This window comes from Gibbsiella dentisursi (genome assembly GCF_039539505.1).
Taxonomy (GTDB): domain Bacteria; phylum Pseudomonadota; class Gammaproteobacteria; order Enterobacterales; family Enterobacteriaceae; genus Gibbsiella; species Gibbsiella quercinecans.
On sequence record NZ_BAABDG010000009.1, the window covers coordinates 205,787 to 230,836 of the forward strand.

21 protein-coding genes and 4 tRNA genes are annotated in these 25,050 nt (G+C 58.8%); 18 read left to right on the top strand and 7 right to left on the bottom strand.

Going from position 1 to position 25,050, the window contains the following annotated elements:
• Position 1 precedes the first annotated feature (1 nt).
• The 9 genes from wzxE (at position 2) to ABFX35_RS19885 (ending at position 6,899) form a co-directional block, all read left to right on the top strand.
• Complete coding sequence (wzxE, locus tag ABFX35_RS19845) at positions 2 to 1,252, top strand: lipid III flippase WzxE (protein WP_279026046.1); 1,251 nt, start codon at positions 2 to 4, stop codon at positions 1,250 to 1,252.
• On the top strand, positions 1,249 to 2,334 hold the full coding sequence (locus ABFX35_RS19850; RefSeq protein WP_095846374.1) for a TDP-N-acetylfucosamine:lipid II N-acetylfucosaminyltransferase: 1,086 nt from the start codon (positions 1,249 to 1,251) through the stop codon (positions 2,332 to 2,334). The genes wzxE and ABFX35_RS19850 overlap by 4 nt, the downstream gene beginning before the upstream one ends.
• Entirely contained in the window at positions 2,331 to 3,689 is a 1,359-nt protein-coding gene (gene wzyE, locus ABFX35_RS19855) for an ECA oligosaccharide polymerase (RefSeq protein WP_279026048.1), read from the top strand. The genes ABFX35_RS19850 and wzyE overlap by 4 nt, the downstream gene beginning before the upstream one ends.
• 14 nt (positions 3,690 to 3,703) lie before the next feature.
• Entirely contained in the window at positions 3,704 to 4,444 is a 741-nt protein-coding gene (wecG, locus tag ABFX35_RS19860) for a lipopolysaccharide N-acetylmannosaminouronosyltransferase (protein ID WP_279026050.1), read from the top strand.
• A gap of 423 nt (positions 4,445 to 4,867) precedes the next feature.
• Positions 4,868 to 6,271, top strand: a complete 1,404-nt coding sequence (gene thrP, locus ABFX35_RS19865; RefSeq protein ID WP_346082591.1) for a bifunctional threonine/serine APC transporter ThrP — start codon at positions 4,868 to 4,870, stop codon at positions 6,269 to 6,271.
• Between the two features lie 135 nt (positions 6,272 to 6,406).
• Positions 6,407 to 6,483, top strand: a tRNA-Arg gene (locus ABFX35_RS19870).
• 59 nt (positions 6,484 to 6,542) lie between these two features.
• Positions 6,543 to 6,618 (top strand) — tRNA-His (locus ABFX35_RS19875).
• Positions 6,619 to 6,661: 43 nt separating this feature from the next.
• Positions 6,662 to 6,748 (top strand) — tRNA-Leu (locus ABFX35_RS19880).
• Between the two features lie 74 nt (positions 6,749 to 6,822).
• Positions 6,823 to 6,899: transfer RNA gene (locus tag ABFX35_RS19885), tRNA-Pro, on the top strand.
• A gap of 696 nt (positions 6,900 to 7,595) precedes the next feature.
• On the opposite strand, the gene hemY is transcribed toward ABFX35_RS19885, so the two are convergent.
• Genes hemY through hemC form a run of 4 tightly spaced genes read right to left on the bottom strand, consistent with a single transcriptional unit; the run spans position 7,596 to position 11,646 of the window.
• A complete protein-coding gene (gene hemY, locus ABFX35_RS19890; protein WP_346082592.1) occupies positions 7,596 to 8,816 on the bottom strand; it encodes a protoheme IX biogenesis protein HemY in 1,221 nt (406 codons plus the stop codon).
• Between the two features lie 3 nt (positions 8,817 to 8,819).
• Entirely contained in the window at positions 8,820 to 9,944 is a 1,125-nt protein-coding gene (hemX, locus tag ABFX35_RS19895; protein ID WP_279028143.1) for a uroporphyrinogen-III C-methyltransferase, read from the bottom strand.
• A gap of 23 nt (positions 9,945 to 9,967) precedes the next feature.
• Positions 9,968 to 10,708: a uroporphyrinogen-III synthase gene (hemD, locus tag ABFX35_RS19900; RefSeq protein WP_346082593.1), complete on the bottom strand. Its 741-nt coding sequence runs from the start codon at positions 10,706 to 10,708 to the stop codon at positions 9,968 to 9,970.
• Positions 10,705 to 11,646, bottom strand: a complete 942-nt coding sequence (gene hemC / locus ABFX35_RS19905; RefSeq protein WP_346082595.1) for a hydroxymethylbilane synthase — start codon at positions 11,644 to 11,646, stop codon at positions 10,705 to 10,707. Before hemC ends, hemD begins: the two co-directional genes overlap by 4 nt.
• A gap of 304 nt (positions 11,647 to 11,950) precedes the next feature.
• On the opposite strand from hemC, the gene ABFX35_RS19910 reads away from it, so the two are divergent.
• The gene (locus ABFX35_RS19910; protein ID WP_346082596.1) at positions 11,951 to 14,509 is read left to right on the top strand and encodes a class I adenylate cyclase; all 2,559 of its coding nucleotides are present in this window, start codon (positions 11,951 to 11,953) and stop codon (positions 14,507 to 14,509) included.
• A 10-nt stretch (positions 14,510 to 14,519) separates the two neighbouring features.
• On the opposite strand, the gene cyaY is transcribed toward ABFX35_RS19910, so the two are convergent.
• Complete coding sequence (cyaY, locus tag ABFX35_RS19915) at positions 14,520 to 14,840, bottom strand: iron donor protein CyaY (protein ID WP_121525478.1); 321 nt, start codon at positions 14,838 to 14,840, stop codon at positions 14,520 to 14,522.
• A gap of 78 nt (positions 14,841 to 14,918) precedes the next feature.
• Between cyaY and lptM the strand changes: the two genes are divergently transcribed.
• From lptM to uvrD, 6 genes are all read left to right on the top strand, one after another.
• Positions 14,919 to 15,116 carry an LPS translocon maturation chaperone LptM gene (gene lptM, locus ABFX35_RS19920; protein ID WP_423783684.1) on the top strand — a complete coding sequence of 66 codons (198 nt, stop codon included), beginning with the start codon at positions 14,919 to 14,921 and terminating at the stop codon, positions 15,114 to 15,116.
• A gap of 117 nt (positions 15,117 to 15,233) precedes the next feature.
• Entirely contained in the window at positions 15,234 to 16,058 is an 825-nt protein-coding gene (gene dapF, locus ABFX35_RS19925; RefSeq protein WP_095846363.1) for a diaminopimelate epimerase, read from the top strand.
• Entirely contained in the window at positions 16,055 to 16,759 is a 705-nt protein-coding gene (locus ABFX35_RS19930; RefSeq protein ID WP_346082598.1) for a DUF484 domain-containing protein, read from the top strand. The genes dapF and ABFX35_RS19930 overlap by 4 nt, the downstream gene beginning before the upstream one ends.
• Positions 16,756 to 17,667, top strand: coding sequence for a tyrosine recombinase XerC (gene xerC, locus ABFX35_RS19935; RefSeq protein ID WP_346082599.1), 912 nt, complete (start codon positions 16,756 to 16,758; stop codon positions 17,665 to 17,667). The genes ABFX35_RS19930 and xerC overlap by 4 nt, the downstream gene beginning before the upstream one ends.
• Positions 17,667 to 18,383, top strand: a complete 717-nt coding sequence (gene yigB, locus ABFX35_RS19940; RefSeq protein ID WP_346082600.1) for a 5-amino-6-(5-phospho-D-ribitylamino)uracil phosphatase YigB — start codon at positions 17,667 to 17,669, stop codon at positions 18,381 to 18,383. Before xerC ends, yigB begins: the two co-directional genes overlap by 1 nt.
• Before the next feature lie 77 nt (positions 18,384 to 18,460).
• Positions 18,461 to 20,623: a DNA helicase II gene (gene uvrD, locus ABFX35_RS19945; protein ID WP_346082601.1), complete on the top strand. Its 2,163-nt coding sequence runs from the start codon at positions 18,461 to 18,463 to the stop codon at positions 20,621 to 20,623.
• Positions 20,624 to 20,653: 30 nt separating this feature from the next.
• On the opposite strand, the gene ABFX35_RS19950 is transcribed toward uvrD, so the two are convergent.
• Positions 20,654 to 21,127, bottom strand: a complete 474-nt coding sequence (locus tag ABFX35_RS19950) for a WbuC family cupin fold metalloprotein (protein WP_346082602.1) — start codon at positions 21,125 to 21,127, stop codon at positions 20,654 to 20,656.
• 594 nt (positions 21,128 to 21,721) lie between these two features.
• Between ABFX35_RS19950 and corA the strand changes: the two genes are divergently transcribed.
• A complete protein-coding gene (corA, locus tag ABFX35_RS19955; protein ID WP_121552792.1) occupies positions 21,722 to 22,672 on the top strand; it encodes a magnesium/cobalt transporter CorA in 951 nt (316 codons plus the stop codon).
• A gap of 296 nt (positions 22,673 to 22,968) precedes the next feature.
• A complete protein-coding gene (locus ABFX35_RS19960; RefSeq protein ID WP_095846357.1) occupies positions 22,969 to 24,048 on the top strand; it encodes an AbrB family transcriptional regulator in 1,080 nt (359 codons plus the stop codon).
• A gap of 53 nt (positions 24,049 to 24,101) precedes the next feature.
• On the opposite strand, the gene rarD is transcribed toward ABFX35_RS19960, so the two are convergent.
• A complete protein-coding gene (gene rarD / locus ABFX35_RS19965; protein WP_346082603.1) occupies positions 24,102 to 24,986 on the bottom strand; it encodes an EamA family transporter RarD in 885 nt (294 codons plus the stop codon).
• Positions 24,987 to 25,050: the final 64 nt, after the last annotated feature.

Genomic DNA, 25,050 nt, shown 5'->3' on the forward strand with positions numbered 1-25,050 from the left:
TATGTCGTTGGCAAAAGCATCGCTCTGGACCGCCGGCTCCACGCTGATCAAAATCGGCGTGGGGCTGTTGGTCGTCAAGCTGCTGGCCGTGGCCTATGGCCCGGCTGGCGTGGGGCAGGCGGGCAACTTCCGCCAGTTGGTCACCGTGCTGGGCGTGCTGTCCGGCGCCGGGATATTCAACGGCATCACCAAATACGTCGCCCAGTATCATCAGGATCCGCAGCGCCTGCGCCTGGCGGTGGGCACTGCGTCAAGCATCGTGCTGGGGTTCTCAACCCTGCTGGCGCTGGTGTTCCTGTTTGCCGCCGAGCCGATCAGCATCGGGCTGTTTGGCCATGCGCGTTATGTTAACGTGGTGCGGGCCGTGGCGTTTATTCAGATGGGCATCGCCTATGCCAACCTGTTCCAGGCGGTGTTGAAAGGCTATCGCGACGCGATGGGCAACGCGCTCTCCGTGATCGGCGGCAGCCTGATTGGCGTGGCGGCCTATGCCTTGTGTTTCACGCTGGGCGGTTATGAAGGCGCGCTGGTCGGCCTGGCGCTGGTGCCGGCGCTGGTGGCGCTGCCCGCCGGCGTATTGCTGTGGCGGCGCAGCCCGATGCCGCTGCGCCACCTGCTGCCGGCGTGGGATGGGGCGTTGGCCAGCCACTTGGGCAAGTTCACCATTATGGCGCTGATAACCTCGGTGACGCTGCCGGTGGCTTACGTGATGATGCGTAACCTGTTGGCCCGGCATTACGGCTGGGATGCGGTGGGGATTTGGCAAGGGGTGAGCAGCATTTCCGATGCCTATCTGCAGTTTATTACCGCCTCATTCAGCGTCTATCTGCTGCCGACGCTCTCGCGCCTGGTGGACAAACAGGCCATTTCGCAGGAAATTGTGCGTTCGCTGAAGTTTGTGCTGCCGGCGGTGGCGGCGGCCAGCTTTGCCGTCTGGCTGCTGCGCGATGTGGCGATTTGGCTGTTATTCTCGGACAAGTTCACCGCCATGCGCGATCTGTTCGCCTGGCAACTGGTGGGCGATGTGCTGAAAGTGGGCGCCTATGTATACGGCTATTTGGTGATCGCCAAGGCGGCGCTGCGGTTTTATATTCTGACGGAAGTCAGCCAGTTTTTGCTGCTGACGCTGTTTTCTCATTGGCTGATACCGTTGCACGGTGCACTGGGCGCGGCGCAAGCCTATATGGCAACTTACATCGTGTATTTTGCACTGTGTAGCTGCGTATTTATTCTTTATCGTAGACGAGTATGACCACACTGATTCACGTACTGGGATCTGACATCCCGCATCACAATCAGACGGTGCTGCGTTTCTTCAACCAGGTGCTGGCAACGCGCTTGCCGCAGGAACAGGTGCGCCACTTTATGGTGGCCGCCAAAGACGTGGCCGCGCTGGGGCAATTTCCGGCGCTGGCGGTTGAAAGCTACGCCGGCAAGAAAAGCCTGGCGCAGGCGGTGATCGCCCGTGCGCAGGCCGATCGCAGTTGCCGTTTCTTCTTGCATGGGCAGTTTAACCCCACGCTGTGGCTGGCGTTGCTCAGCGGCAAAATCAAGCCCGAGCAGGTGAGCTGGCATATATGGGGGGCCGATCTGTATGAAAACGCCACCAGCTGGAAATATCGCCTGTTTTATCTGCTGCGCCGTATGGCGCAGGGGCGGGTGGGGCACGTTTTCGCCACCCGGGGCGATCTGATCCATTACCATCAGCGGCACCCGCGGGTGCCAGCTTCGCTGCTGTACTTCCCAACGCGGATGGATCCCCAACTGACCGGCGTGGAGGTCGAGAAGAACCTTGCCGGGCCGATGACTATCCTGGTGGGCAACTCCGGCGACAATACTAACCGCCATATTGAAGCGCTGCAGGCGATCCACCAACAGTTCGGCGCCAATGTGCGGGTGATCGTGCCCATGGGCTATCCGCCCAATAATGGCGCCTATATCGAGCAGGTGCGCAAGGCCGGCCTAGCGCTGTTCGGCGCCAAAAACCTGCAGTTGCTGACGCAGCAGGTGGCATTTGACGATTACCTGAACATCCTGCGCGAGTGCGATCTCGGCTACTTTATTTTCGATCGCCAGCAGGGCATCGGCACGCTATGCCTGCTGATTCAGTTCGGCGTGCCGTTTGTGCTTAGCCGCCAGAACCCGTTCTGGCAGGATTTGGCGGAGCAGCGCCTGCCGGTGCTGTTCTATGGCGATACGCTGGATGAAGCGGTGGTGCGTGAAGCCCAGCGGCAACTGGCGCAGGTGGATAAACAGGCGATCGCTTTCTTCAACCCGAACTACATTGATGGCTGGCAACAGGCGCTGGAGCTGGCGGCGGGAGAACAGCCATGACGCTGGCGCAATTTGGCGGCCTGTTGGTGGTTTATCTGATTGGGCTGTTGTTTGTGCTGGCGCTGACCTACCGCGAGTTTCGGCGCGTGCGCTTTAACTTCAACGTGTTCTTCTCGTTGCTGTATTTGCTGACGTTCTACTTCGGTTTCCCGCTGACCTGCCTGCTGGCGATGCGTTTTGGCGTCGACGTGGTGCCGCCGGCGTTCCTGCTGTACGCCATGCTGTCAGCCACCTGCTTTTATGCCATTTATTACGTTAGCTATAAAACCCGCTGGCGTTTGGCGGCCAGCCGGCCGCGTGCGCCGCTGTTCACCATGAACCGGGTGGAAACCAACCTGACCTGGGTGCTGCTGATGTTGGTGGCGATCAGCACCGTCGGCATTTTCTTTATGCACAACGGCTTCCTGCTGTTCAAGCTCAACTCCTACAGCCAGATTTTTTCCAGCGATGTTTCCGGCGTCGCGCTTAAACGCTTCTTCTACTTCTTTATTCCGGCGATGCTGGTGGTGTATTTCCTCCGGCAGAGCATGGGCGCCTGGTTCTTTTTCCTGCTGGCGACGGTGGCGTTCGGCTTCCTGACCTATCTGATCGTCGGCGGCACGCGTGCCAATATCATCATCGCATTCGCCCTGTTCCTGTTTATTGGCATCGTTCGCGGCTGGATCACCCTGTGGATGCTGGCGGCGGCAGGCATCTTTGGCATCGTCGGCATGTTCTGGCTGGCGCTCAAGCGCTACGGGCTGGATGTGAGCGGCGACGAAGCGTTCTACACCTTCCTGTATCTGACGCGCGATACCTTCTCGCCGTGGGAAAACCTGGCGTTGCTGCTGCAAAACTACGATAAGATCGATTTTCAGGGGCTGGCGCCGATCGTGCGCGATTTTTACGTCTTTATTCCCTCCTGGCTGTGGCCGGGGCGGCCGGACGTGGTGCTCAACAGCGCCAACTACTTTACCTGGGAAGTGCTGGATAACCATTCCGGGCTGGCGATCTCGCCCACGCTGATTGGTTCGCTGGTGGTGATGGGCGGCGTGCTGTTTATTCCCCTGGGGGCGGTGGTGGTTGGGTTGATCATCAAATGGTTCGACTGGCTGTATGCCCTGGGGCGGGCGGAGCCGAACCGTTATAAATCGGCGATCCTGCAGGGCTTCTGCTTTGGCGCGGTGTTCAACATCATTGTGCTGGCGCGCGAAGGGCTGGACGCATTCGTTTCGCGCGTGGTGTTTTTCTGTCTTATTTTCGGCGCTTGCCTGGTGGTGGCGAAGCTACTGTTCTGGCTGTTCGACAGCACCGGGCTTATCCGGGCGCGTTCGCAGCATCGGCCTGCGCCACCGCAGGCTGACGGTTTTCTGTAAGGGTCATAATCATCATGGAAGCAAAGGTGTCTGTTGCCCAATATGCGCTGCGCGGTTTTAGCCTTTGGGGCTTTCGCGATATGGCGCAGTGTCTGGATTTTCTGTTTGATGGCGGCAAGATCAGGCAGGGAACGCTGGTGGCAATGAATGCCGAAAAAGTCCTGAATGCGGAGCGCGATCCGGCGCTGCGCGCATTACTGGACGAGGCGGAATACAAGTACGCCGACGGGATCAGTATGGTACGCGCCATCCGGCGAAAATACCCCGGCGCAGAGGTGGCGCGCGTGGCGGGTGCGGATCTGTGGGAAGCGCTGATGCAGCGTGCGGGCCGGGAGGGCACGCCGGTGTTTCTGATCGGCGGTAAACCGACCGTGCTGGCGGAAACCGAGCAGAAGCTGCGCCGGCAGTGGAATGTGAACATTGTCGGCAGCCAGGACGGCTATTTTGCGCCCGAGGCGCGCGGCGCGCTGTTTGAACGCATTCGTGCCAGCGGGGCGGCGATCGTGACTGTGGCGATGGGCTCGCCGAAGCAGGAAATCCTGATGCGGGACTGCCGCAAGGTGCACCCTGAGGCGCTGTATATGGGCGTAGGCGGCACCTATGACGTGTTTACCGGCCATGTGAAGCGTGCGCCCAAGGTGTGGCAGCGTCTGGGTCTTGAGTGGCTTTACCGGCTGTTATGCCAGCCCAGCCGGCTGCGCCGCCAGCTGAAGCTGCTGAAGTTTGTGGGTTACTATTATGGCGGCAAGCTATGATGGCGCCGGTTTTTGCGCGGCATGTCGGCGGTTATTGCCTCACCGCGTTATCCCCGGCGCAGTGCATACCGCGCCTTTTGCCGGAAAAAACCGCGTTTCTATAACCTCCCGCCCTAATACGCCGCTTGTTTATTTCATAAAGTTTTAACGTGCGGTTTGCTTATAGCCGCGAAATGCGAAACGATACCGACCGGAAATTATTCCTTACGGCCTTTACGCTGGGTTTATCGGGCGAAACTGCGTTTTTTTACTGCGGTTTTGCTGGCTAACCCGTGGATAGTGCTGCCGATGAGGGTAATTAACCAACTAAAACAATAATGACCGGCGCCAGCCGGCAGGCAAACATAACAGGGGTTGTGTTCCATTCGGGCAACGCCGAACGGCGGTGGATGGAAGCGGCCGATAAATAACAACTGAGGATTTATGGCGAGTAAAGAAAAACCGCAGGGACTACAACGGGGGCTGGAAGCCCGGCATATTGAATTGATTGCGTTGGGCGGCACCATTGGCGTCGGCCTGTTTATGGGATCGGCCAGTACGTTGAAGTGGGCTGGGCCGTCAGTGCTGCTGGCCTATATCATTGCCGGGCTGTTTGTTTTCTTCATTATGCGCTCAATGGGGGAAATGCTGTTTCTCGAGCCGGTGGCCGGTTCCTTTGCCGTTTATGCGCATAAGTATATGAACCCCTACTTCGGCTACCTGACGGCCTGGGGATATTGGTTTATGTGGATTGCCGTCGGGGTGTCCGAGATCACCGCTATCGGCGTGTACGTCCAGTTCTGGTTCCCGGAAATACCGCAGTGGCTGCCGGCGTTGATTGCCGTAGGCATGGTGGCGTTGGCTAACCTGGTGGCGGTCCGGCTGTATGGCGAACTGGAATTCTGGTTCGCGATGATCAAGGTCACCACGATTATTGTGATGATCCTGGTTGGCCTGGGGGTGATCCTCTTTGGCTTCGGCAACGGCGGCGAACCAATCGGCTTTGCCAACCTGACGGCGCACGGCGGCTTCTTTGCCGGCGGCTGGAAAGGCTTCCTGTTTGCACTCTGTATTGTCGTGGCGTCCTACCAGGGGGTTGAGCTGGTCGGTATTACCGCCGGCGAGGCTAAAAATCCGAAGGTCACCCTTAAGCGGGCGATCAACAACATCCTGTGGCGTATCCTGATCTTCTACGTGGGTGCCATCTTCGTGATTGTGACCATCTTCCCGTGGAACGGCATCGGCACAGCCGGTAGCCCGTTTGTGCTGACCTTCGCCAAGATTGGCATCGTTGCCGCGGCCGGGATCATTAACTTTGTGGTGCTGAGCGCGGCGCTCTCCGGCTGCAATAGCGGTATGTACAGCGGCGGGCGTATGCTGTATGCGCTGGCGAAAAACCGCCAGTTGCCGGCGGCGCTGACCAAGCTCTCCGGCAACGGCGTGCCGGTCAACTGTATCGTGATTACCATCCTCTGCCTGTTGGCCGGCGCGATGCTGAACTACATCATTCCAAACCCGCAGCAGGTGTTTGTGTATGTGTACAGCGCCAGCGTGCTGCCGGGGATGGTGCCGTGGTTTGTGGTGCTGATTAGCCAGCTCCATTTCCGCCGCGTGCACAAAGAAGCGATCAAAACTCATGGCTTCAAGTCGGTCATGTTCCCGTACGTGAACTACCTGACCATCGCTTTCCTGCTGTGCGTACTGGTTGGTATGGGGATTAACCCGGATACACGTATTTCCCTGCTGGTCGGGGCGGTGTTCCTGGCTGCCGTCAGCGTCTGCTATTTCGCATTAGGCATGAATAAAAAACAGCATCAGGCTGAAAATCGGGTAGAAACTCAGCAATAAGCCGCTAAAAAGGGCTATGGATGGCCCTTTCTTACGCAGTGCTGCGCAAAGCATAAGCAAACGCAACATTTCTGCGAAAAAGCACTAGACAGGATTGGTTTAAATCCGTAGTATCCCCACCCGCAACGGCGCTACGCGCCCGTAGCTCAGCTGGATAGAGCGCTGCCCTCCGGAGGCAGAGGTCTCAGGTTCGAATCCTGTCGGGCGCGCCATTAAGTTTGTGCGCAAGAGCTGCGGTGGTATGATTACCGCGTGATTTTAAGAAGTAATGGTGGCTATAGCTCAGTTGGTAGAGCCCTGGATTGTGATTCCAGTTGTCGTGGGTTCGAGTCCCATTAGCCACCCCATCTTCCTACGGGAAGTGAAGAGTAAAAGCTGTTTTGTGGCCGTGCGAAGGTGGCGGAATTGGTAGACGCGCTAGCTTCAGGTGTTAGTGTCTTAACGGACGTGAGGGTTCAAGTCCCTCTCTTCGCACCACGCAAAATGTCTTAAATAGTTAATATTTTCATAGACATAAAGCTTATTACCCGGTAGTATGCCAGACAAGAAATCGGCGAGTAGCGCAGCTTGGTAGCGCAACTGGTTTGGGACCAGTGGGTCGGAGGTTCGAATCCTCTCTCGCCGACCACATTCGAGAAACCTGCTTTATAAGCAGGTTTTTTTTCGCCTGTCATCTTTGCCCTCTCTTCGGCCGTCAGCGATTTTCCGCTGCCGCGATCTGCTTTTCCCTATGTTGTTCAGCGCGTTACGCCAACCTGTTGGTTATTGGCGACATTGACCCTGTGGCCTGTCGCCAGCAGGAGACATATAATTTACTGAATCTATTAAATAAAAAGCCTAAGTGGTCAGGCTGTCGTTTGCCGGCGACAAATAACCGATGTGCCGCCTGCCGAGGAGCCGCCGCGTAACCGCCGATATCAAAAATAACGAATTTAATCACTTTAAAATCATTATGATAGATTTGTGTTGTGCCTAAGTGACAAAGTTGGCACGCCAAGTGCAATATCTATCTCGTAGATGCTCATTCCATCCCTTATGTTCGCCTTAGGCTTCATAAACCCTGGGAATGATGCAGAGCCGATTTAGGGTGCCTATTGCCTACCAGAACGATGAAAGGTTGCTTGCAGCTGTTTCATCATACTCAGGGCATTACGTTGAGTGAGGCACCGCCCCTGTTGTCCTAGACCTGATTGCTTCTCTTATACACTTGCCGGTTCGGCAAGTGTTTTTTTTGCCTGTCGTTTGGCCGCATGGCACGGCAATGAAAGAGAAGGAGGGGGATGAAGGGGATAAATCCCCCTGGCGGGTGGCCAGGGGGGGAAGGTTAGGCGGCGGGTGGCGCTGGCGGTTGGTTATCGCCATTTTGCTTCAGCGTCAGCATTAGCCCTTCACGGCGCATTTGCGCCGCCTCGCTGGAGCGGTGCAGTTTTTCCAGCGTGTCCGCCAGCCAGGCGTAGTCGAAGGCATCCGGGCGCTGCTGCAATGCGGCACGGAAGGCTTCGCTGGCCGGCTGCCATTCGCCCTGCTTCATCAACAACTGGCCCAGCGTGCTGTTCAACAGCGGCGTGGCGCCGTGCTGTTTGATCTGCAGGCGCAGCGCCTTCTCCAACTGTTCCGGGTTACCGGAACGGATGCGTGGGATCAGCAATACCAGGCGTTCGTCATACTGGCGCTTCAGGCCGTCGAGTAAGATTTCCTGCGCCATTGGATGGTCGTCGCATTGGATCAGGTGTTCTATCATCGCTATCTGCAACGGCACTTCATGGCGAATTTTGCGGCTCTGGTTATTCCACCAGCGTTTCAGCCCGTCGCTGCCTTCATCCGCCATCGCCTGGTTCATCAGGCCGATATAGGCCTGCTGCTGCAAGGCTTGCAGCTCGCTTTCGCTGTGGAGCTTCACCTTGCTCATCGAAGGCAGAATCTCCAGCAGCGAGGCATAGGCGCCGGTGCGCAGGTAAGCCTGTTCCGCCAGCCGCAGCACTTCCGGGTGGCGTGGCGCCTGGTTCAACAGGCGATCGACCCCGTGGCGTGCCGCATGCACTTCGCCCTGCGCCAGTTGAATACGCACCCGGGTGATATCGACCGGCAGTTGATCGGTATCCGCCGCTTCGGCGGCGCGCTCCAGGTATTGGTTGGTGCGGAACTCATCCCCACGCTGTTGCGCCGCTTCGGCGGCCAGCAGGTAGTTCACCACCGGTTGCTCCGCATGGTCGGCGTTGCGCGTCAGCAGTTTTTCCACCTGTTTGTAATCGCCTTCCGCCAGCTTGATCAGCGCCGCTTTGGTTTGCTTGCGCGCCCGGCTGCGTTTGCGGCCAAGGAACCAGCCGCGGGTGCGTGCGCCGGTGCGGAACACCCGGCGCAGGAGCCATTCGATGGCAAACAACACCACGAACAGCAGAATGCCCATGATCACCAGGCCGGTGACGCTGGTTTCAACGTTGTAGTTATCGGTTTGAATCAGCACATAGCCCTGATGGCCGGCCAGCATCGGCCCAAGCACCACGCTGGCAATCAGCACCAGGAACAGGAATAACACGCGTAACATGGCTTATCCCTCCTGATGGGCTGCGGGGCCCTGGGCAAGCAGGTTGCGCACCCGGGTCTGCATCTGTTTTTCCAGCAGCGGCTGGCTTTTCAACTGGCTCGGCACATCCATGGAGATCGACTGTTGGCTCAGGCCGTCCAGCTCTTCCAGGAACGCTTTGGTGGTGGGATCACTGGTATCGAAATAGGCGCGCACCCAGGTTGAAACGGTTTCCAGCGACTGTTTATACACCTCATCCTGATGACGCGGGATCGCCTGGGCGGCAATCAGCAGGCGTGAACGGATATTTTCGCGCAGGTAGATGTCCTGATTCGGCGCCAGCAACGGTTCTGCGCTGGTATCACGGCGGCGGATGGTAATGAAGTCCGCCATAAAGTTATGCCAGCTTTTGCTCAGGTTCTGGCGCCATTCGCTGATCGAGCTGGACAGCTCGCTGCTGTCTTCATCCATCGGCGACTCATCGCTGTCGTTGTCCGCCAGGCGCAGGTTATCCACCTGATTGGACAGCTGGTTGACCTTCAGGATGATGCCGTCAAAATCGACCTGAGTCACGGTAGACAGCGTGCTGACGTCTTCGGTAATCGCCCGGCGCACGTCGATCAGGCTCGGATCGTTCATGTCTGCCAGGCTGGCGTCGGCGCTTTTCAGCAGCGCCGCGGCGGTGTTGACGTCCTGATCGCCCCACAGCTTGCGGCCGGCCATTTTCACCAGGAAATCGGCCTGAGCCAGCAACCAGGTTTTGGCGTCGCTGCCAGAGATCACGGCGACTTTTTCCTGCAGCTCATTCAGTTGGCGCGCCAGGGCCGCCTGTTCACGATCGGCGGTGGCCAGCGATGTGCCCTGTTGCTGCAGCATGTTTTCCAGCGCACGCTTTTCCTGCTGCTGGCTTTGCTGCAGCGTAGCCAACTGGCTTTGCAGATCTTGATTGGCGGCGATCAACATTTGTGCCTGCTTGTGCGTGTGGTAATAACCGCCAGCGCCTAGCGCAATCACCAGCACGATGGCAATCGCGCCCAGGGCAGCGCCGGTGTTTTTACCTTTACGGCTGTTCGCTTCTGGCTGCTGCGGGCTTTCAGCCTTACGAGCCGGCTCTTCAACCGGTGCTGATGGGGGGGTTTGTTCCGTCATAATGGCACGTTCCATAGTCAGGTTTATTGTAGCGCGCGTATTAGCGCGTCATTATCGGCGTTATCAGCTACCCGAACTGCGCTCCATCCCAATGCCTGGGCGAGGGTAGCCAAGCGTTCGCTGACGACCACCAGGCGGCACTGCAAAAGCCATGTCGAACGGTAGTAGTCAGGAACTAAAGTGTGAAGCTGTTTTAACATTTCGCCGCTGGTCACCACCAGCGTATTGACACCGGCCCGCTGCCAGTGAGCGCTTTGCTCTGCGCCGTCGTAATGCACCGGGCTGCGTTGATAACATTCATAATAGCTTACGGCGGCGCCGCGTTCACGCAACGTGTTGCCGAGCAGCGCCCGCCCGCCGTTGCCGCGCAGAATAACCGCCTGGCGGTTTGACAGTGCCTGCAACGCCGGCATTAGCAGCAGCGTTTCGCTGGTTTCCCGCTCGCGCGGGTAATCTACCGGCAGGCTGCTGACGCGGTGCAGCGCCAATGCGGTGGTGCGGCCTATAGCATAATAGGCCAGGTGCGCCGGCCATTGAAACCCAGCGCGGCGAATAACGGCGTTGGCATAGCTGACAGCGTGCTGTGACAGCGTGAATACCAGATCGCCCGGGTTCAATTGCTGCAGCGCCTGCGGCAGCCTGGGCAGATCGCCCCCGGGGGCGAAATCGATCAACGGCGCATGATAGGCAACCCGGCCAAGTGCGCGCAGGCGGCTCACCAACTGCTCCCCTGCCGGGGATGGGCGGGTCACCAGGATGGTCATGCGGGGGGCTGCCCTTGATAAACGTTGCGCAGGATTTCACGCGCGCCCTTGGCCAGCAGTTCTTCCGCCAGCGCAATGCCCATCTGTTCCGCCTGCGCCACCGGGCCGCGGCGTTCGCCACGTATTATCTGCTTGCCATCCGGCGAACCGACCAGCGCGCGCAGCCATATCGTGCCGTCCGCCAGCTCGGCATAGCTGGCGATAGGCACCTGGCAACCGCCTTCCAGCCGGGTGTTCATGGCTCTCTCCGCCTGTACGCGGGCCTGCGTCTCACTGTGGTTAAGCGGAGCCAGCAGCGCACGGGTGATATCATCGTCGAGCCGGCATTCAATGCCGACGGCGCCCTGGCCGACGGCCGGCAGGGAAATTTCGGTGCTTAGCGGGCAGCGGATACGCTGTTGCTGGCCCAGGCGTTTCAACCCGGCCGCCGCCAGAATAATGGCGTCGTAATCGCCGTTGTCCAGCTTCGCCAGGCGGGTGCCGACGTTGCCGCGCAGATCGCGCACCACCAGATCCGGCCGGTAATGGCGCAGTTGGCATTGGCGGCGCAGGCTTGAGGTGCCTACGCAACTGCCCTGGGGCAGGGCGTCCAGGGTGGCGAAATGGTTGGAGACAAACGCATCGCGCGGATCGTCGCGTTCACAAATGGTCACCAGCCCCAGCCCGGCGGGGAAGGCGACGGGCACATCTTTCATGGAGTGCACGGCGATGTCCGCGCGGTTTTCCAGCAGTGCCAGCTCAAGTTCTTTGACAAACAGGCCTTTACCGCCCACTTTCGCCAGCGGCGTATCCAGGATAATGTCGCCGCGCGTGACCATCGGCACCAGCTCAACCTGCAGGCCAGGGTGGCTGGCCATCAGGCGCTGTTGCACATATTGTGCTTGCCAGAGCGCAAGAGGGCTTTGTCGGGTGGCAATTCTAATAATTCTGTCTAACATTGCTGGTTACCGCTCCTTTTATTCTTTGCCCATCCTACCACCGAGAGGGAAAACTGTCAGTGTAAGAAGCCATAGGCGCAGAAAGGGTAATGGAATCAATGGGCGGCATGGGAAGGTGGGGCGCTGGCATGCATGGGCGTGGGTTAGACTCACGATTGTGTCGCGTTACCTCCTTTACGGTCAATCAGCAAGGTGTTAGATTGATCACGTTTCCAGCAATAAGTCGTCAATTATTCTTCTAAACTTACGACGCTGGCAAAAAATACGGTTTTTTCCAAACACCGGGATAATCAGGCGAGACGTCTTGTACCTCTACATCGAGACACTGAAACAAAGGCAAGATGCGATCAACCAACTGCGTATCGATCGCGCTCTGGCGGCCATGAAACCCGCTTTTCAACGGGTCTACAGTCTGCTGCCGGCCTTATTGCATTTCCACCATCCACTGATGCCGGGCTACCTGAATGGTAACGTTCCCCATGGCATCTGTCTTTACACGCCTGACGAAAACCAAAAACAATACCTTGATGATTTAGAAGATAAATGGGGCAGCGCCTTAGCCGCGCAGGCCAGCGGTGAACTGCCTATTACCGGCATTTACTCGATGGGCAGCACCTCATCGATCGGCCAAAGCAGCCGGTCGGATCTCGACATCTGGGTGTGCCACCAGTCCTGGCTCGATGGCGAAGAGCGCAACCGTTTGCAGCAGAAATGCAGCTTGCTGGAAAAATGGGCGGCGTCGATGGGAGTGGAAGTCAGCTTCTTCCTGATCGACGAGAACCGCTTCCGCCATAACGAAAGCGGCAACCTGGGCGGCGAAGACTGCGGCTCCACCCAGCATATTCTGTTGCTGGACGAATTTTACCGCACCGCGGTGCGCCTGGCGGGTAAACGTATTCTGTGGAACATGGTGCCGGGCGAAGAAGAAGCCCACTACGACGAATATGTGCTGTCGCTGTATGCGCAAGGCGCGCTAACGCCCAATGAATGGCTGGATCTCGGCGGCCTGAGCACCCTGTCGGCGGAAGAATACTTCGGCGCCAGCCTGTGGCAGTTGTATAAAAGCATCGACTCGCCGTACAAGGCGGTGTTGAAGACCCTGTTGCTGGAAGCCTACTCCTGGGAATACCCCAATACGCAACTGCTGGCGATGGACATCAAGCAGCGCCTGCATGCGGGCGATATCGTCTGTTTTGGGCTGGATGCCTACTGTATGATGTTGGAACGGGTGACCCACTACCTGACCGAAATCAACGATACCACCCGCCTTGATCTTGCCCGCCGCTGTTTTTATCTGAAAGTCTGTGAAAAGCTCTCCCAATCCAACAGCAAAGCGTGCGTCGGCTGGCGGCGTGAAATCCTGAGCCAACTGGTCAGCGCCTGGGGTTGGGATGAAGAGCGCCTGGCGATTCTGGATAACCGCGCCAACTGGAAAATCGAACGGGTGCGCGAAGCGCATAACGAATTGCTTGATGCGATGATGCAAAGCTACCGCAACTTGATTCGCTTTGCCCGCCGTAACAACCTTAGCATCAGCGCCAGCCCGCAGGATATCGGGGTGTTGACCCGTAAACTGTACGCCGCTTTTGAGGCGCTGCCCGGCAAAGTGACGCTGGTGAACCCGCAGATATCGCCGGATCTTTCCGAACGCGATCTGACCTTCATCCACGTGCCGATCGGCCGTGCCAACCGCACCGGCTGGTATCTGTACAACCAGGCGCCGGCCATGAGCACCATCGTCAGCCATCAGCCGCTGGAATATAACCGCTACCTGAACAAGCTGGTGGCCTGGGCCTACTTCAACGGCCTGCTGACGCCGAGCACCCGTCTGCATATCAAGAGCGGCAACCTGTGCGATATCGCCAAGCTGCAAGAACTGGTGTCCGATGTGTCGCACCACTTCCCGTTGCGCCTGCCGGCCCCGTCGCCGAAGGCGTTGTACAGCCCGTGTGAAATTCGCCACCTGGCGATTATCGTCAACCTGGAACACGATCCGACCGCGGCGTTCCGCAATCAGGTGGTGCATTTTGATTTCCGCAAGCTGGACGTGTTCAGCTTCGGCCAGCAGCAACAGTGCTTGGTGGGCAGTATCGATCTGCTGTACCGCAACTCGTGGAATGAGGTGCGTACCCTGCATTTCAGCGGCGAGCAATCGGTTCTGGAAGCGCTGAAAACCATTTTGGGCAAGATGCACCAGGACGCCGCGCCGCCGGAGTCGGTGGAAGTATTCTGCTACAGCCAGCATTTGCGCGGGCTGATCCGCACCCGTATCCAGCAGTTGGTTTCCGAATGCATTGAGCTGCGTTTGTCCAGCACCCGCCTGGAGCCGGGCCGTTTCAAAGCGGTGCGCGTGGCGGGGCAAACCTGGGGGCTGTTCTTTGAGCGGCTGAGCGTGTCGGTGCAGAAGCTGGAAAACGCCATTGAGTTTTACGGTGCCATTTCCAACAACAAGCTGCACGGGTTGTCGATCAAGGTGGAAACCGATCAGGTGCACCTGCCGCCTGTGGTGGACGGTTTTGCCAGCGAAGGGATTATCCAGTTCTTTTTCGAAGACACCACGGACGACAAGGGCTTTAATATTTATATTCTGGATGAGTCCAACCGGGTTGAGGTTTACCACCACTGCGAAGGTAGCAAAGAAGAGCTGGTGCGCGACGTGAGCCGTTTCTATTCCTCATCCCACGATCGCTTTACCTACGGCTCCAGCTTCATCAATTTCAATCTGCCGCAGTTTTACCAGATTGTGCAGCTCGACGGTGGCACGCAGGTGATCCCGTTCCGCAGCAATACTCTGTCGAGCCTGTGTCTCACCGTGCCCGAGGGGGCGCCGCTGTCAATGAAACAGCATTTCCAGCTCTACTGAGCGCCGGCGGTTAGCCGAAGCGGATGTCTTCCCCCGCCTGGGCGCTGGCCGCTTCGCTAAGCAACGTATAAAACGGTTGCTCGCTGCGATCGCATAGCCAATCGCCGCCGCGGTAGTTGAAGTGGTAGCCGCCCGTTTTGGTGGCTAGCCAGATCTGGTGCAGCGGCTCCTGGCGGTTGATGATAATTTTGCTGCCGTTCTCAAAGCTGAGCGTCATGACGCCGCCGTTGGTTTCGTAATCGATGTCGGCTTCCCCAACAAAATCGTCCAGAGCTTGCTCAATATTCAGCATCAGTTGGTCGGCCAACTGATGAAACTCGCTGTCGTTCATATTCGATTCCTATTGCTTTTCATGATCCACCTGCGATTATAGAGAGCTTAGACGCATGAATTACAGGCATTAATGCAAATGAAAAAACAACTACGCTATGCGCTGATGGCAGTTCTGCTTGCCGGGCTCTCTGGCTGTGGCCTGAAAGGCCCGCTCTACTTCCCACCTGCCGAACAGAAAGCGGCTTCCAAGCCGGTGCAAACGGGTGAGCAAACGCAGAAAAACCAGCAAGATGCATCTGGTACACAGCAAAATTCGTCAATGAGCAACCCGTAATGTGTGAACGCGGTGGCAGTTTGACCGCGTTCAATCCCCTGGCAACCCCGCGGCAGACGATGAGCTTGCCGGGTGAAGGGGATAGACGGATAGCTCGTCCAGATAGCGGAGTATGATATGCAGTTCTCCAAAATGCACGGCCTGGGCAACGACTTTATGGTGGTCGATGCTGTTACACAGAATGTCTATTTTTCCCCTGAGCTGATCCGGCGCCTGTCCGATCGGCATTTGGGCGTGGGTTTTGATCAACTGTTGATCGTTGAACCGCCTTACGATCCAGAACTTGATTTCCACTACCGCATCTTCAATGCCGATGGCAGCGAAGTGGCGCAGTGCGGCAATGGCGCCCGCTGTTTCGCCCGTTTTGTGCGGCTGAAAGGGCTGACCAACAAACGCGACATTCGCGTCAGTACCCAGACCGGGCGCATGGTGCTGAGCGTGACCGATGACGAATTGGTCTGCGTCAACATGGGCGAACCGAATTTTGATCCCCAGGCGGTGCCGTTCCGCGCGGTAAAAGCAGAGAAAACCTACATTATGCGCGCGGCGGAACACACGGTGCTGTGCGGCGTGGTTTCCATGGGCAACCCGCATTGTGTTTTGCAGGTGGATGATGTACAAACCGCCAAGGTAGAGTTGCTTGGGCCGGTGTTGGAAAACCATGAGCGTTTCCCGGAGCGGGCAAACATTGGCTTTATGCAGGTGGTCAGCCGTGAGCACATCAAGCTGCGCGTTTTCGAGCGCGGCGCCGGCGAGACGCAGGCCTGCGGCAGCGGCGCCTGTGCGGCCGTGGCCATTGGCATTCAGCAGGAATTGCTGTCAGAAGAAGTACATGTCGAATTGCCGGGCGGCAGCCTGCATATTCGCTGGAAGGGGCCGGGCAGCCCGCTGTTTATGACGGGCCCGGCAACCCATGTCTATGACGGATTTATTCACTTATGAAGAGCGTTGAAGACCAGGCCGTCACGGGCGTTGAGCTTGATGATGACGCCATCATGCAGTATCTGCTGCAGAACCCGGATTTTTTTATCCGTAATGCGCGCCAGGTTGAACAAATGCGCGTTCCTCACCCGGTGCGCGGCACCGTGTCGCTGGTGGAATGGCACCTGGCGCGGCAGCGCAACCATATCACCCAGTTGGAAGAGGAAATCACGCTGCTGATGGAGCAGGCCAGCGCTAACGAAGCGCTGTTCGCCCAACTGCTGCATCTGCAGGCCGAACTGGCCACGGCCGAAAGCCTGCAGGATATGCTGAACCGCCTGCAGCGTTGGGCGCGCGGTCTGGGCCTGGCCGGCGCCAATATTCGCCTGTTTAACGATCGCTGGAACATTGGCGCCCCTTCCGATTTTACCCACCTTGGCCTGTCGCGTTCGGCATTTGAGCCCCTGCGCATTCAGCGCCTGGGGGACGATCACCACTTTCTTGGCAGCCTGAATGGGCCGGAGCTGTTACTGTTGTTGCCGCAGGCGCGCCAGGTTGGCTCGGTCGCCCTGTCGTTGATGGGGGCAGACGGCGATTTGGGCATGGTGATCTTCAGTAGCCGCGATGTGCACCACTACCAACCCGGCATGGGCACTGTGATGCTCGGCCAATTGGCACGTATGCTGCCAGAGCTGCTGGAACGCTGGATCGAGCGGTTATGATCCCTTCAAGCGGCGGCCTGCAGCAACCGGTGGACGCGTTTTTGCGTTACCTGAAGGTTGAACGCCAGCTTAGCCCGTTGACCTGTCTTAGCTATTCCCGCCAGCTACAGGCGCTGATCACGCTGGCCGAGGCGCTCGGCATCACCCAGTGGCCGCAGCTAGACGCCGCCGGTGTGCGCCAACTGGCCGCCCGCAGCAAACGCGCCGGCCTGCACGCTTCCAGTTTGGCGTTGCGCCTGTCGGCGCTGCGCAGCTTTCTGGATTGGCAGGTGGGCCAGGGCGTGTTGCAGGCCAACCCGGCCAAGGGTATCCGCACGCCGCGCAGCGGCCGCCATCTGCCGAAAAATATCGACGTGGACGAAATGCACCAACTGCTGGAGATCGATCTTAACGATCCGCTGGCCGTGCGCGATCGCGCGATGTTGGAGGTGATGTACGGCGCCGGGCTGCGTCTTTCAGAGCTGGTGGGGCTGAACTGCCGCCATGTCGATCTGGCGGCCGGCGAAGTGTGGGTGCTGGGCAAGGGCAGCAAGGAGCGCAAGCTGCCGATCGGCCGCACGGCAGTGACCTGGCTGGAGCACTGGCTGGCGCTGCGCGATCTGTTCGCGCCGGAAGATGACGCGATGTTCCTGTCCAATCAGGGGAAACGCATTTCGGCGCGCAATGTGCAAAAGCGTTTTGCCGAGTGGGGGGTAAAACAGGGGGTGAACAGCCATATCCACCCGCATAAGCTGCGCCACTCGTTTGCCACGCATATGCTGGAATCCAGCGGGGATCTGCGCGCGGTGCAGGAACTGCTGGGCCACGCCAACCTGAGCACCACGCAAATTTATACCCATCTTGACTTTCAACACCTGGCAAATGTGTATGACGCCGCCCATCCACGCGCCAAACGGGGGAAATCCTGATGCGTTTCTACCGGCCTTTGCGCCCGCTTGCAGCGTTGACGTTCGATCTGGACGACACGCTGTACGATAACCGCCCGGTGATCAAGCAGACCGAGCAGCAGTCGGTCGCTTTTTTGCAGCGCTACCATCCGGGGCTGCGTGATTTTCAGGCGGCGGACTTTCACCGCCTGCGCCAGGAACTGCGCCAGCAGGAGCCGGAGATCTACCACGACGTCACCGAATGGCGTTGGCGAGCCGTCCACCTGGCGCTGCGCCGGCAAGGGGTGAGCGAGGCCGCCGCGGTAAGCGGCGCCGATGCCGCGATGCACGATTTCGCGCACTGGCGCAGCCAGATTGATGTGCCGCAGGCGACACACGACACTCTGCGGGCGCTGGGCGAACGCTACCCGCTGGTGGCGATCACCAACGGCAATGCCGATCCGGCCGCGTGCGGGCTGGCGGGCTATTTCCAATTCGTTTTGCGTTCCGGCCCCGACGGCCGTTCAAAACCCTATCACGACATGTACCACCAGGCCGCCCATCGGCTCGGTGTGGCGCCCCGGCACATTTTGCACGTGGGCGACGATCTGACCACGGACGTGGCCGGCGCGCTGCGTTCCGGCTTGCAGGCCTGCTGGATCAACGATCGTCAGCGCAGCCTGATGCAGGCGGATGACAGCCGGCTGCTGCCACATATTGAGATTTCGCAGTTGGCATCGCTGACAGCGTTGTTATAATCCCAGCCATAACTCTGTATAAATTCCCAGTGAAAACGTGCGGGCCGCGCGTTTTCCTTTACCAATTAATGGTGCCTATGGACGTTTCCGATCTGCTCGACAGCATGAATGATAAACAACGCGAAGCCGTGGCGGCGCCACGCAGCAACCTGTTGGTGCTGGCCGGTGCGGGCAGCGGGAAAACCCGGGTGCTGGTGCACCGCATCGCCTGGCTGCTGGCGGTGGAGAACTGTTCCCCGTATTCCATCATGGCGGTGACGTTCACCAACAAGGCGGCGGCGGAAATGCGCCACCGTATTGAGCACCTGATCGGCACCAGCCAGGGCGGGATGTGGATCGGCACCTTCCACGGTCTGGCCCACCGCCTGCTGCGCGCCCACCATATGGACGCCAACCTGCCGCAGGATTTCCAAATCCTCGACAGCGAAGATCAGCTGCGGCTGCTCAAGCGCATTATTCGCGCGCTGAACGTTGACGAGAAGCAGTGGCCGCCGCGCCAGGCGATGTGGTACATCAATGGCAAAAAAGACGATGGCTTGCGCCCGCAGCATATTGAAAGCTACGGCAATCCGGTCGAGGCCAACTGGCTGCGCATTTATCAGGCCTATCAGGAGGCCTGCGATCGCGCCGGGCTGGTGGATTTCGCCGAGCTGCTGCTGCGCGCCCACGAGCTGTGGCTAAACAAGCCGCAGATCCTCAACCACTACCGTGAACGCTTCACTAACATTCTGGTGGATGAGTTTCAGGATACCAACCGCATCCAGTATGCCTGGATCCGCCTGCTGGCAGGCGATCGCGCCAATGTGATGATCGTCGGCGATGACGATCAGTCAATCTATGGCTGGCGCGGCGCGCAGGTGGAAAACATCCAGCGCTTCCTGAAGGACTTCCCGGCGGCGGAGACCATTCGCCTGGAGCAGAACTACCGCTCGACCAGCAATATCCTAAAGGCCGCCAACACGCTGATCGCCAACAACGACGGCCGCATGGGGAAAAACCTGTGGACCGACGGGGCCGAGGGTGAACCGATCTCCATCTATTGCGCCTTCAACGAGCTGGATGAGGCGCGCTTTGTGGTCAACCGGATTAAAACCTGGCAGGACAACGGCGGGGCGCTGAACGATTGCGCCATTCTGTACCGCAGCAACGCCCAGTCACGCGTGCTGGAAGAAGCGCTGTTGCAAAGTGCGATGCCGTACCGCATTTACGGCGGCATGCGCTTCTTCGAACGCCAGGAAATCAAAGACGCGCTGGCCTACCTGCGTCTGATCGCCAACCGCAACGACGACGCGGCGTTTGAGCGCGTGGTTAACACGCCGACGCGCGGCATTGGCGATCGCACGCTGGATGTGGTGCGCCAGGCGGCGCGCGATCGGCAACTGACGCTGTGGCAGGCTACCCGTGCGCTGCTGCAGGATAAGGCGTTGGCGGGGCGCGCGGCGTCCTCGTTGCAGCGCTTTGTCGAACTGGTGGACGCGCTGGCGTATGAAACCGCCGAAATGCCGCTGCACGTGCAGACCGACCGGGTGATCCGCGATTCCGGCCTGTTTGTGATGTATGAACAGGAAAAGGGCGAAAAAGGCCAGGCGCGTATCGAAAACCTCGAAGAGCTGGTGACGGCGACGCGTCAGTACAGCTACCAGGATGAAGATCAGGATCTGTTGCCGCTGCAGGCCTTTTTGTCCCATGCCGCGCTGGAAGCGGGGGAAGGGCAGGCCGACGCCTATCAGGACGCGGTGCAACTGATGACGCTGCACTCGGCAAAAGGGCTGGAATTCCCCCAGGTGTTTATCGTCGGCATGGAAGAAGGCATGTTCCCCAGCCAGATGTCGCTGGATGAGGGCGGGCGGCTAGAGGAAGAGCGCCGGCTGGCCTACGTTGGCCTGACGCGGGCGATGCGGAAATTAACGCTGACCTATGCGGAAACCCGCCGGCTGTACGGTAAGGAAGCCTACCATCGCCCTTCGCGCTTTATCGGCGAGCTGCCGGAAGAGTGCGTCGAGGAAGTTCGCCTGCGCGCCAGCGTCTCACGGCCGGTGAGTCACCGCCGCATGGGGACGCCGATCAGCGAAAACGACAGCGGCTATAAGCTCGGCCAGCGTGTGCGCCACCCGAAATTCGGCGAAGGCACCATCGTTAATCTGGAAGGCAGCGGCGAACACTGCCGGCTGCAGATCGCCTTCCAGGGGGAAGGGATCAAATGGCTGGTGGCGGCCTACGCCAAGCTGGAAACCCAGTAACCGTGCGCCCTGGCGCTCGCCGGGGGCGTTTCAATGGGAGTAGCGATCGCCCGGTTGTGCGGTGGCGTACCAGCGCAGCACCGCTTCGATACCCGCGCTCCCTTCCGCCGGGGCCCAGGCCATGCAGTCTTCCGCCGCTAACGGTTGATAAGGCCCCTGCTTCACCTCAAAAAGCGCGCCGCCGTGATCGACCGCCAGCACGGTGTGCCACGCCAAAGCCGGCAACTCCAGCACTTTGATCTCATCCCCCAGCAGGGTGCGGCTGGTAACGGCGCCGCTGTCGTCGAACTGCAGCACCACAAAGCGCCCGCACAGCGGCGCCAGCAGCTCCCAGGTTTGCGGGTGGCGGTGTGGCCGGACGTAGGTGCCGGGCTCCATGGCGATGATCATCCGTTGTACCGGCTCACTCTGCGTATCGTGCAGCAGGCGGTGCGTGCGCAGCCGTGGCTGCAGGGCGGCCTGTTCGCTTAGAGCAGCCAGATCGTGGTTGCTGATTTGTTTCATGAAGATCATCCGCAAGCGTGGGTCACCGTCTAAGCTTAGCAACATTTCATTCTGCGCCCGCGGTAATTTTTTCCGCGCTGTACGTTTGTGCAACGCTCTGCTTTTTTAGCGCCTATCCCATTAGGGCTATTTTACTTGCCATTTTGAACCGGGGCAGTGCTCAAAATCCTCACGTACTTCGTGTACGCTCCGGTTTTTGCGCGCTGTCCGTGTCCAAACTGGCTGCGACAATAATGCCTACTGGGATAGCCCCTTATTATGCTGCCATCCTGATGAAATGTTGCGCAATTATCCGGCATGATGTGTTGACAGGCTTTTTCATCTCGGCGTAACATGCGCGCACCATTATTATCAATGAGGACATTCGCCTTGGACGCACCCAGTAGATACTGGCTCACTGACCTGGACAACAACAGGTACAACTTCTAAGGCTATCCTCTGCTGCTGATAGCCTTCGTGGTTGTCAGCGACCTCATAATGCGTCGCTATGAGCCGGATCTCTTCATGGTCTGGAACACGCGGTGATGCAGAATCCCCCCCTGTTTCCGTGCTTCAATGCGTTGTTAACCTCTCACCATTAGGGAGTTTTGGCACATGCTGAGCGCTTTTACACTGAACAACAGCCGCTTGTCCCGCCTGGAACTGGATGATGCCGACGATCTCACCACTTCTGTATGGGTTGATCTGGTTGAACCGGAAGACGGCGAGCGCGAGCGCGTGCAAAGTGAACTGGGCCAGAGCCTGGCGACGCGCCCGGAGCTGGACGACATCGAAGCATCCGCGCGCTTTTTCGAAGATGAAGACGGCCTGCATATTCACTCATTCTTCTACTTTGAGGATGCGGACGATCACGCCGGCAACGCCACTGTGGCGTTCACGATTCGCGACGGCCGTTTGTATACCCTGCGCGAGCGCGAACTGCCGGCTTTCCGCCTGTACCGCATGCGCGCCCGCAACCAGATGATGGTTGACGGCAATGCCTATGAGCTGCTGCTGGATTTGTTTGAAACCAAGATCGAACAACTGGCGGATGAAATTGAAAACATCTATAGCGATCTGGAGAAGCTCAGCCGTGTGATCATGGAAGGCCACCAGGGCGACGAATACGATGAGGCGCTGTCCACGCTGGCGGAACTGGAAGATATCGGCTGGAAGGTGCGCCTGTGTCTGATGGATACCCAGCGCGCGCTCAATTTCCTGGTGCGCAAAGCGCGCCTGCCTACCGGCCAACTGGAGCAGGCGCGTGAGGTGCTGCGTGATATCGAATCGCTGTTGCCGCACAATGAATCGTTGTTCCAGAAAGTGAACTTCCTGATGCAGGCGGCGATGGGGTTTATCAACATCGAACAGAACCGCATTATCAAGATCTTCTCGGTGGTGTCGGTGGTGTTCCTGCCGCCCACGCTGGTGGCTTCCAGCTATGGCATGAACTTCGAATTCATGCCGGAGCTGAAATGGTCGTTTGGCTACCCCGGCGCCATTGGGCTGATGATCCTGGCCGGCCTTGCTCCTTACCTGTATTTCAAGCGTAAAAACTGGCTGTGAGTGCAACCGGGGTGAGCTGGCTTCGTTAGCCTGCTAGCTAAATAAAGAGTATACTCGTCATACTTCAAGTCGCAGGTGCGTTGGCTTTATTACTCGGCCCATCCCTGGGCCTCGCCCCGATGGGGCCGCTGCCGGCAGCGTTCAAATCTGCTCCCGGCAGATTTGTCGCTCACCCCAGTCACTTGACTTCGGTAAGCTCCTGGGGATTCGCTGTGTCGCCGCCTTCCTGCAACTCGAATTATTTAGAGTATAGAATGCAATCCCCGATATAATTTGCCGGTAAGGCGCACGTTTTGATGGCAAGTCTACCCCGCACGTTACAATGGCTGATCCTGCTGCTGGCTTCGCTGGTGCTGGGGTTCGGCCTGCAGTTTTATCATATCCCGGCGGCCCTGTTACTGGGGCCGATGATTGTCGGAGTGGCGATGGGGCTGCTCGGCGCTTCGGTGCGGATCCATAAATCGTTGTTTGTCGCCGCGCAGGCGATTCTGGGCTGCATGATCGCGCAAACGCTGTCTCCCTCCATTCTGACGCCGCTGCTGGACGATTGGGCGCTGGTGTTGCTGGTGCTGGCCGCCACGTTGCTGGCCAGCGCCGTTTCCGGCTGGTGCCTGGTGCGTTTTAGCGATCTGCCCGGCCCTACCGGCGCCTGGGGCTCGTCGCCGGGCGGGGCTTCGGCGATGGTGGCTATGGCCGGCGATTTCGGCGCCGATGTGCGCCTGGTGGCGTTTATGCAATATCTGCGCGTGTTGTTTGTCGCCACCGCAGCGGCGGTGGTGGCGCGCATCGGCCTGGGTGATGAAGCCGGCCATGGCGCCGCCACGCTGGAGTGGTTCCCTGCGCTGGACTGGCGCTTTATCGCCACGCTGGCTATCGCCGCTGCCGGCGCCTGGCTGGGGCCACGGTTGCGCATCCCTTCCGGGGCTTTGCTGCTGCCGATGATCATCGGCGCGGGGCTGCATGCCAGCGGCACGCTGACCTTACAGGTGCCGGAATGGCTGCTGGCGTTGGCCTATACCCTGATTGGCTGGAGCGTGGGGCTGCGTTTTACCCGGCCGGTTTTCCTGTTGGCGCTGCGCACGTTGCCGCAGATGGTGGTATCGATTGTTGCGCTGATGGCGCTTTGCGGCGCGTTGGCCTGGATGCTGACCTTCTTTCTGCCGGTGGATATCATGACGGCGTATCTGGCCACCAGCCCCGGCGGGCTGGATACCGTGGCGATCATTGCGGCGGGGAGCCGGGTGGATATGTCGTTTGTGATGGCGCTGCAGACCTTGCGGCTGTTTACTATCCTGCTCACCGGCCCAGCGCTGGCGCGTTTTATTACCCGGCATTCACCCACGCTGGCGCAGAGCACGCCAGGTAAAAATGCGTGATCCCGCCTGGCGGCGGGATCCTCAATGAACGGCTTTCGCCCAGGCCGGGCCATTCACCGCTTGCGCTGGGTATAAACCGCATCCAGCGTAAATAAAATCAATGCCGCCCAAATGCAGCCGAAGGTCAGCAACTTATCCTGGCCAATCTGCTCGCCGTAGAACGTCACCGCCAACAGAAACATCAGCGTTGGGCCCAGATACTGGAAAAAGCCCAGCGTCGATAAGCGCAAACGGGTCGCCGCCGCGGTGAAAAACAGCAGCGGCACGGTAGTCACGATCCCGGCGGCCACCAGCAGCAAATTCAGCGACCACGGGTTGGCGCTCAGATGGCTGGTTGGGCTGTCGGCGATCAGGAACAGATAAATCGCGGCCACGGGCAGCAGCCACAGCGTTTCGATCAGCATCCCGGTTTGCGCATCCACGCCAACCTTCTTGCGTAACAGGCCATAGAAGGCAAAGCTGAACGCCAGCCCCAGGCCGATAACCGGCAGGGAGCCGAACTGCCACAGTTGGATCAGCACCCCGGCGAACGCCAGTGCTACCGCCAGCCACTGCATACGGCGAAAGCGCTCGCCAAGAAACAGCATGCCCAGCAGCACGTTAACCAACGGGTTGATAAAGTAGCCCAGGCTGGCTTCCAGCATGTGGTGGTTATTGACCGCCCAGATGAACAGCAGCCAGTTGCCGCCCACCAGCAGCGCGGTCACCGCCAGTAACAGCAGGCGCCAGGGGTGTTGGCAGGTGGCGCGTACCTGCGGCCAGTGGCGGCCGACGGAAATCAACACCAGCAAAAAGAAGAATGACCAGATCACCCGGTGGGTGAGAATTTCCCCGGCGGGCACCTGTTGAATCAGTTTGAAGTAGACCGGGGCAATACCCCAAATAAAATAGGCGGCCAGGGCGAAGATGATGCCCTGCCGCGTTTGTTGTGCATCCATTGCGTAGCTCTGATGGGAAACGTCGTAACCGCCAAGTGTACTGAAGTTGGCTGGCGGTGTCGCA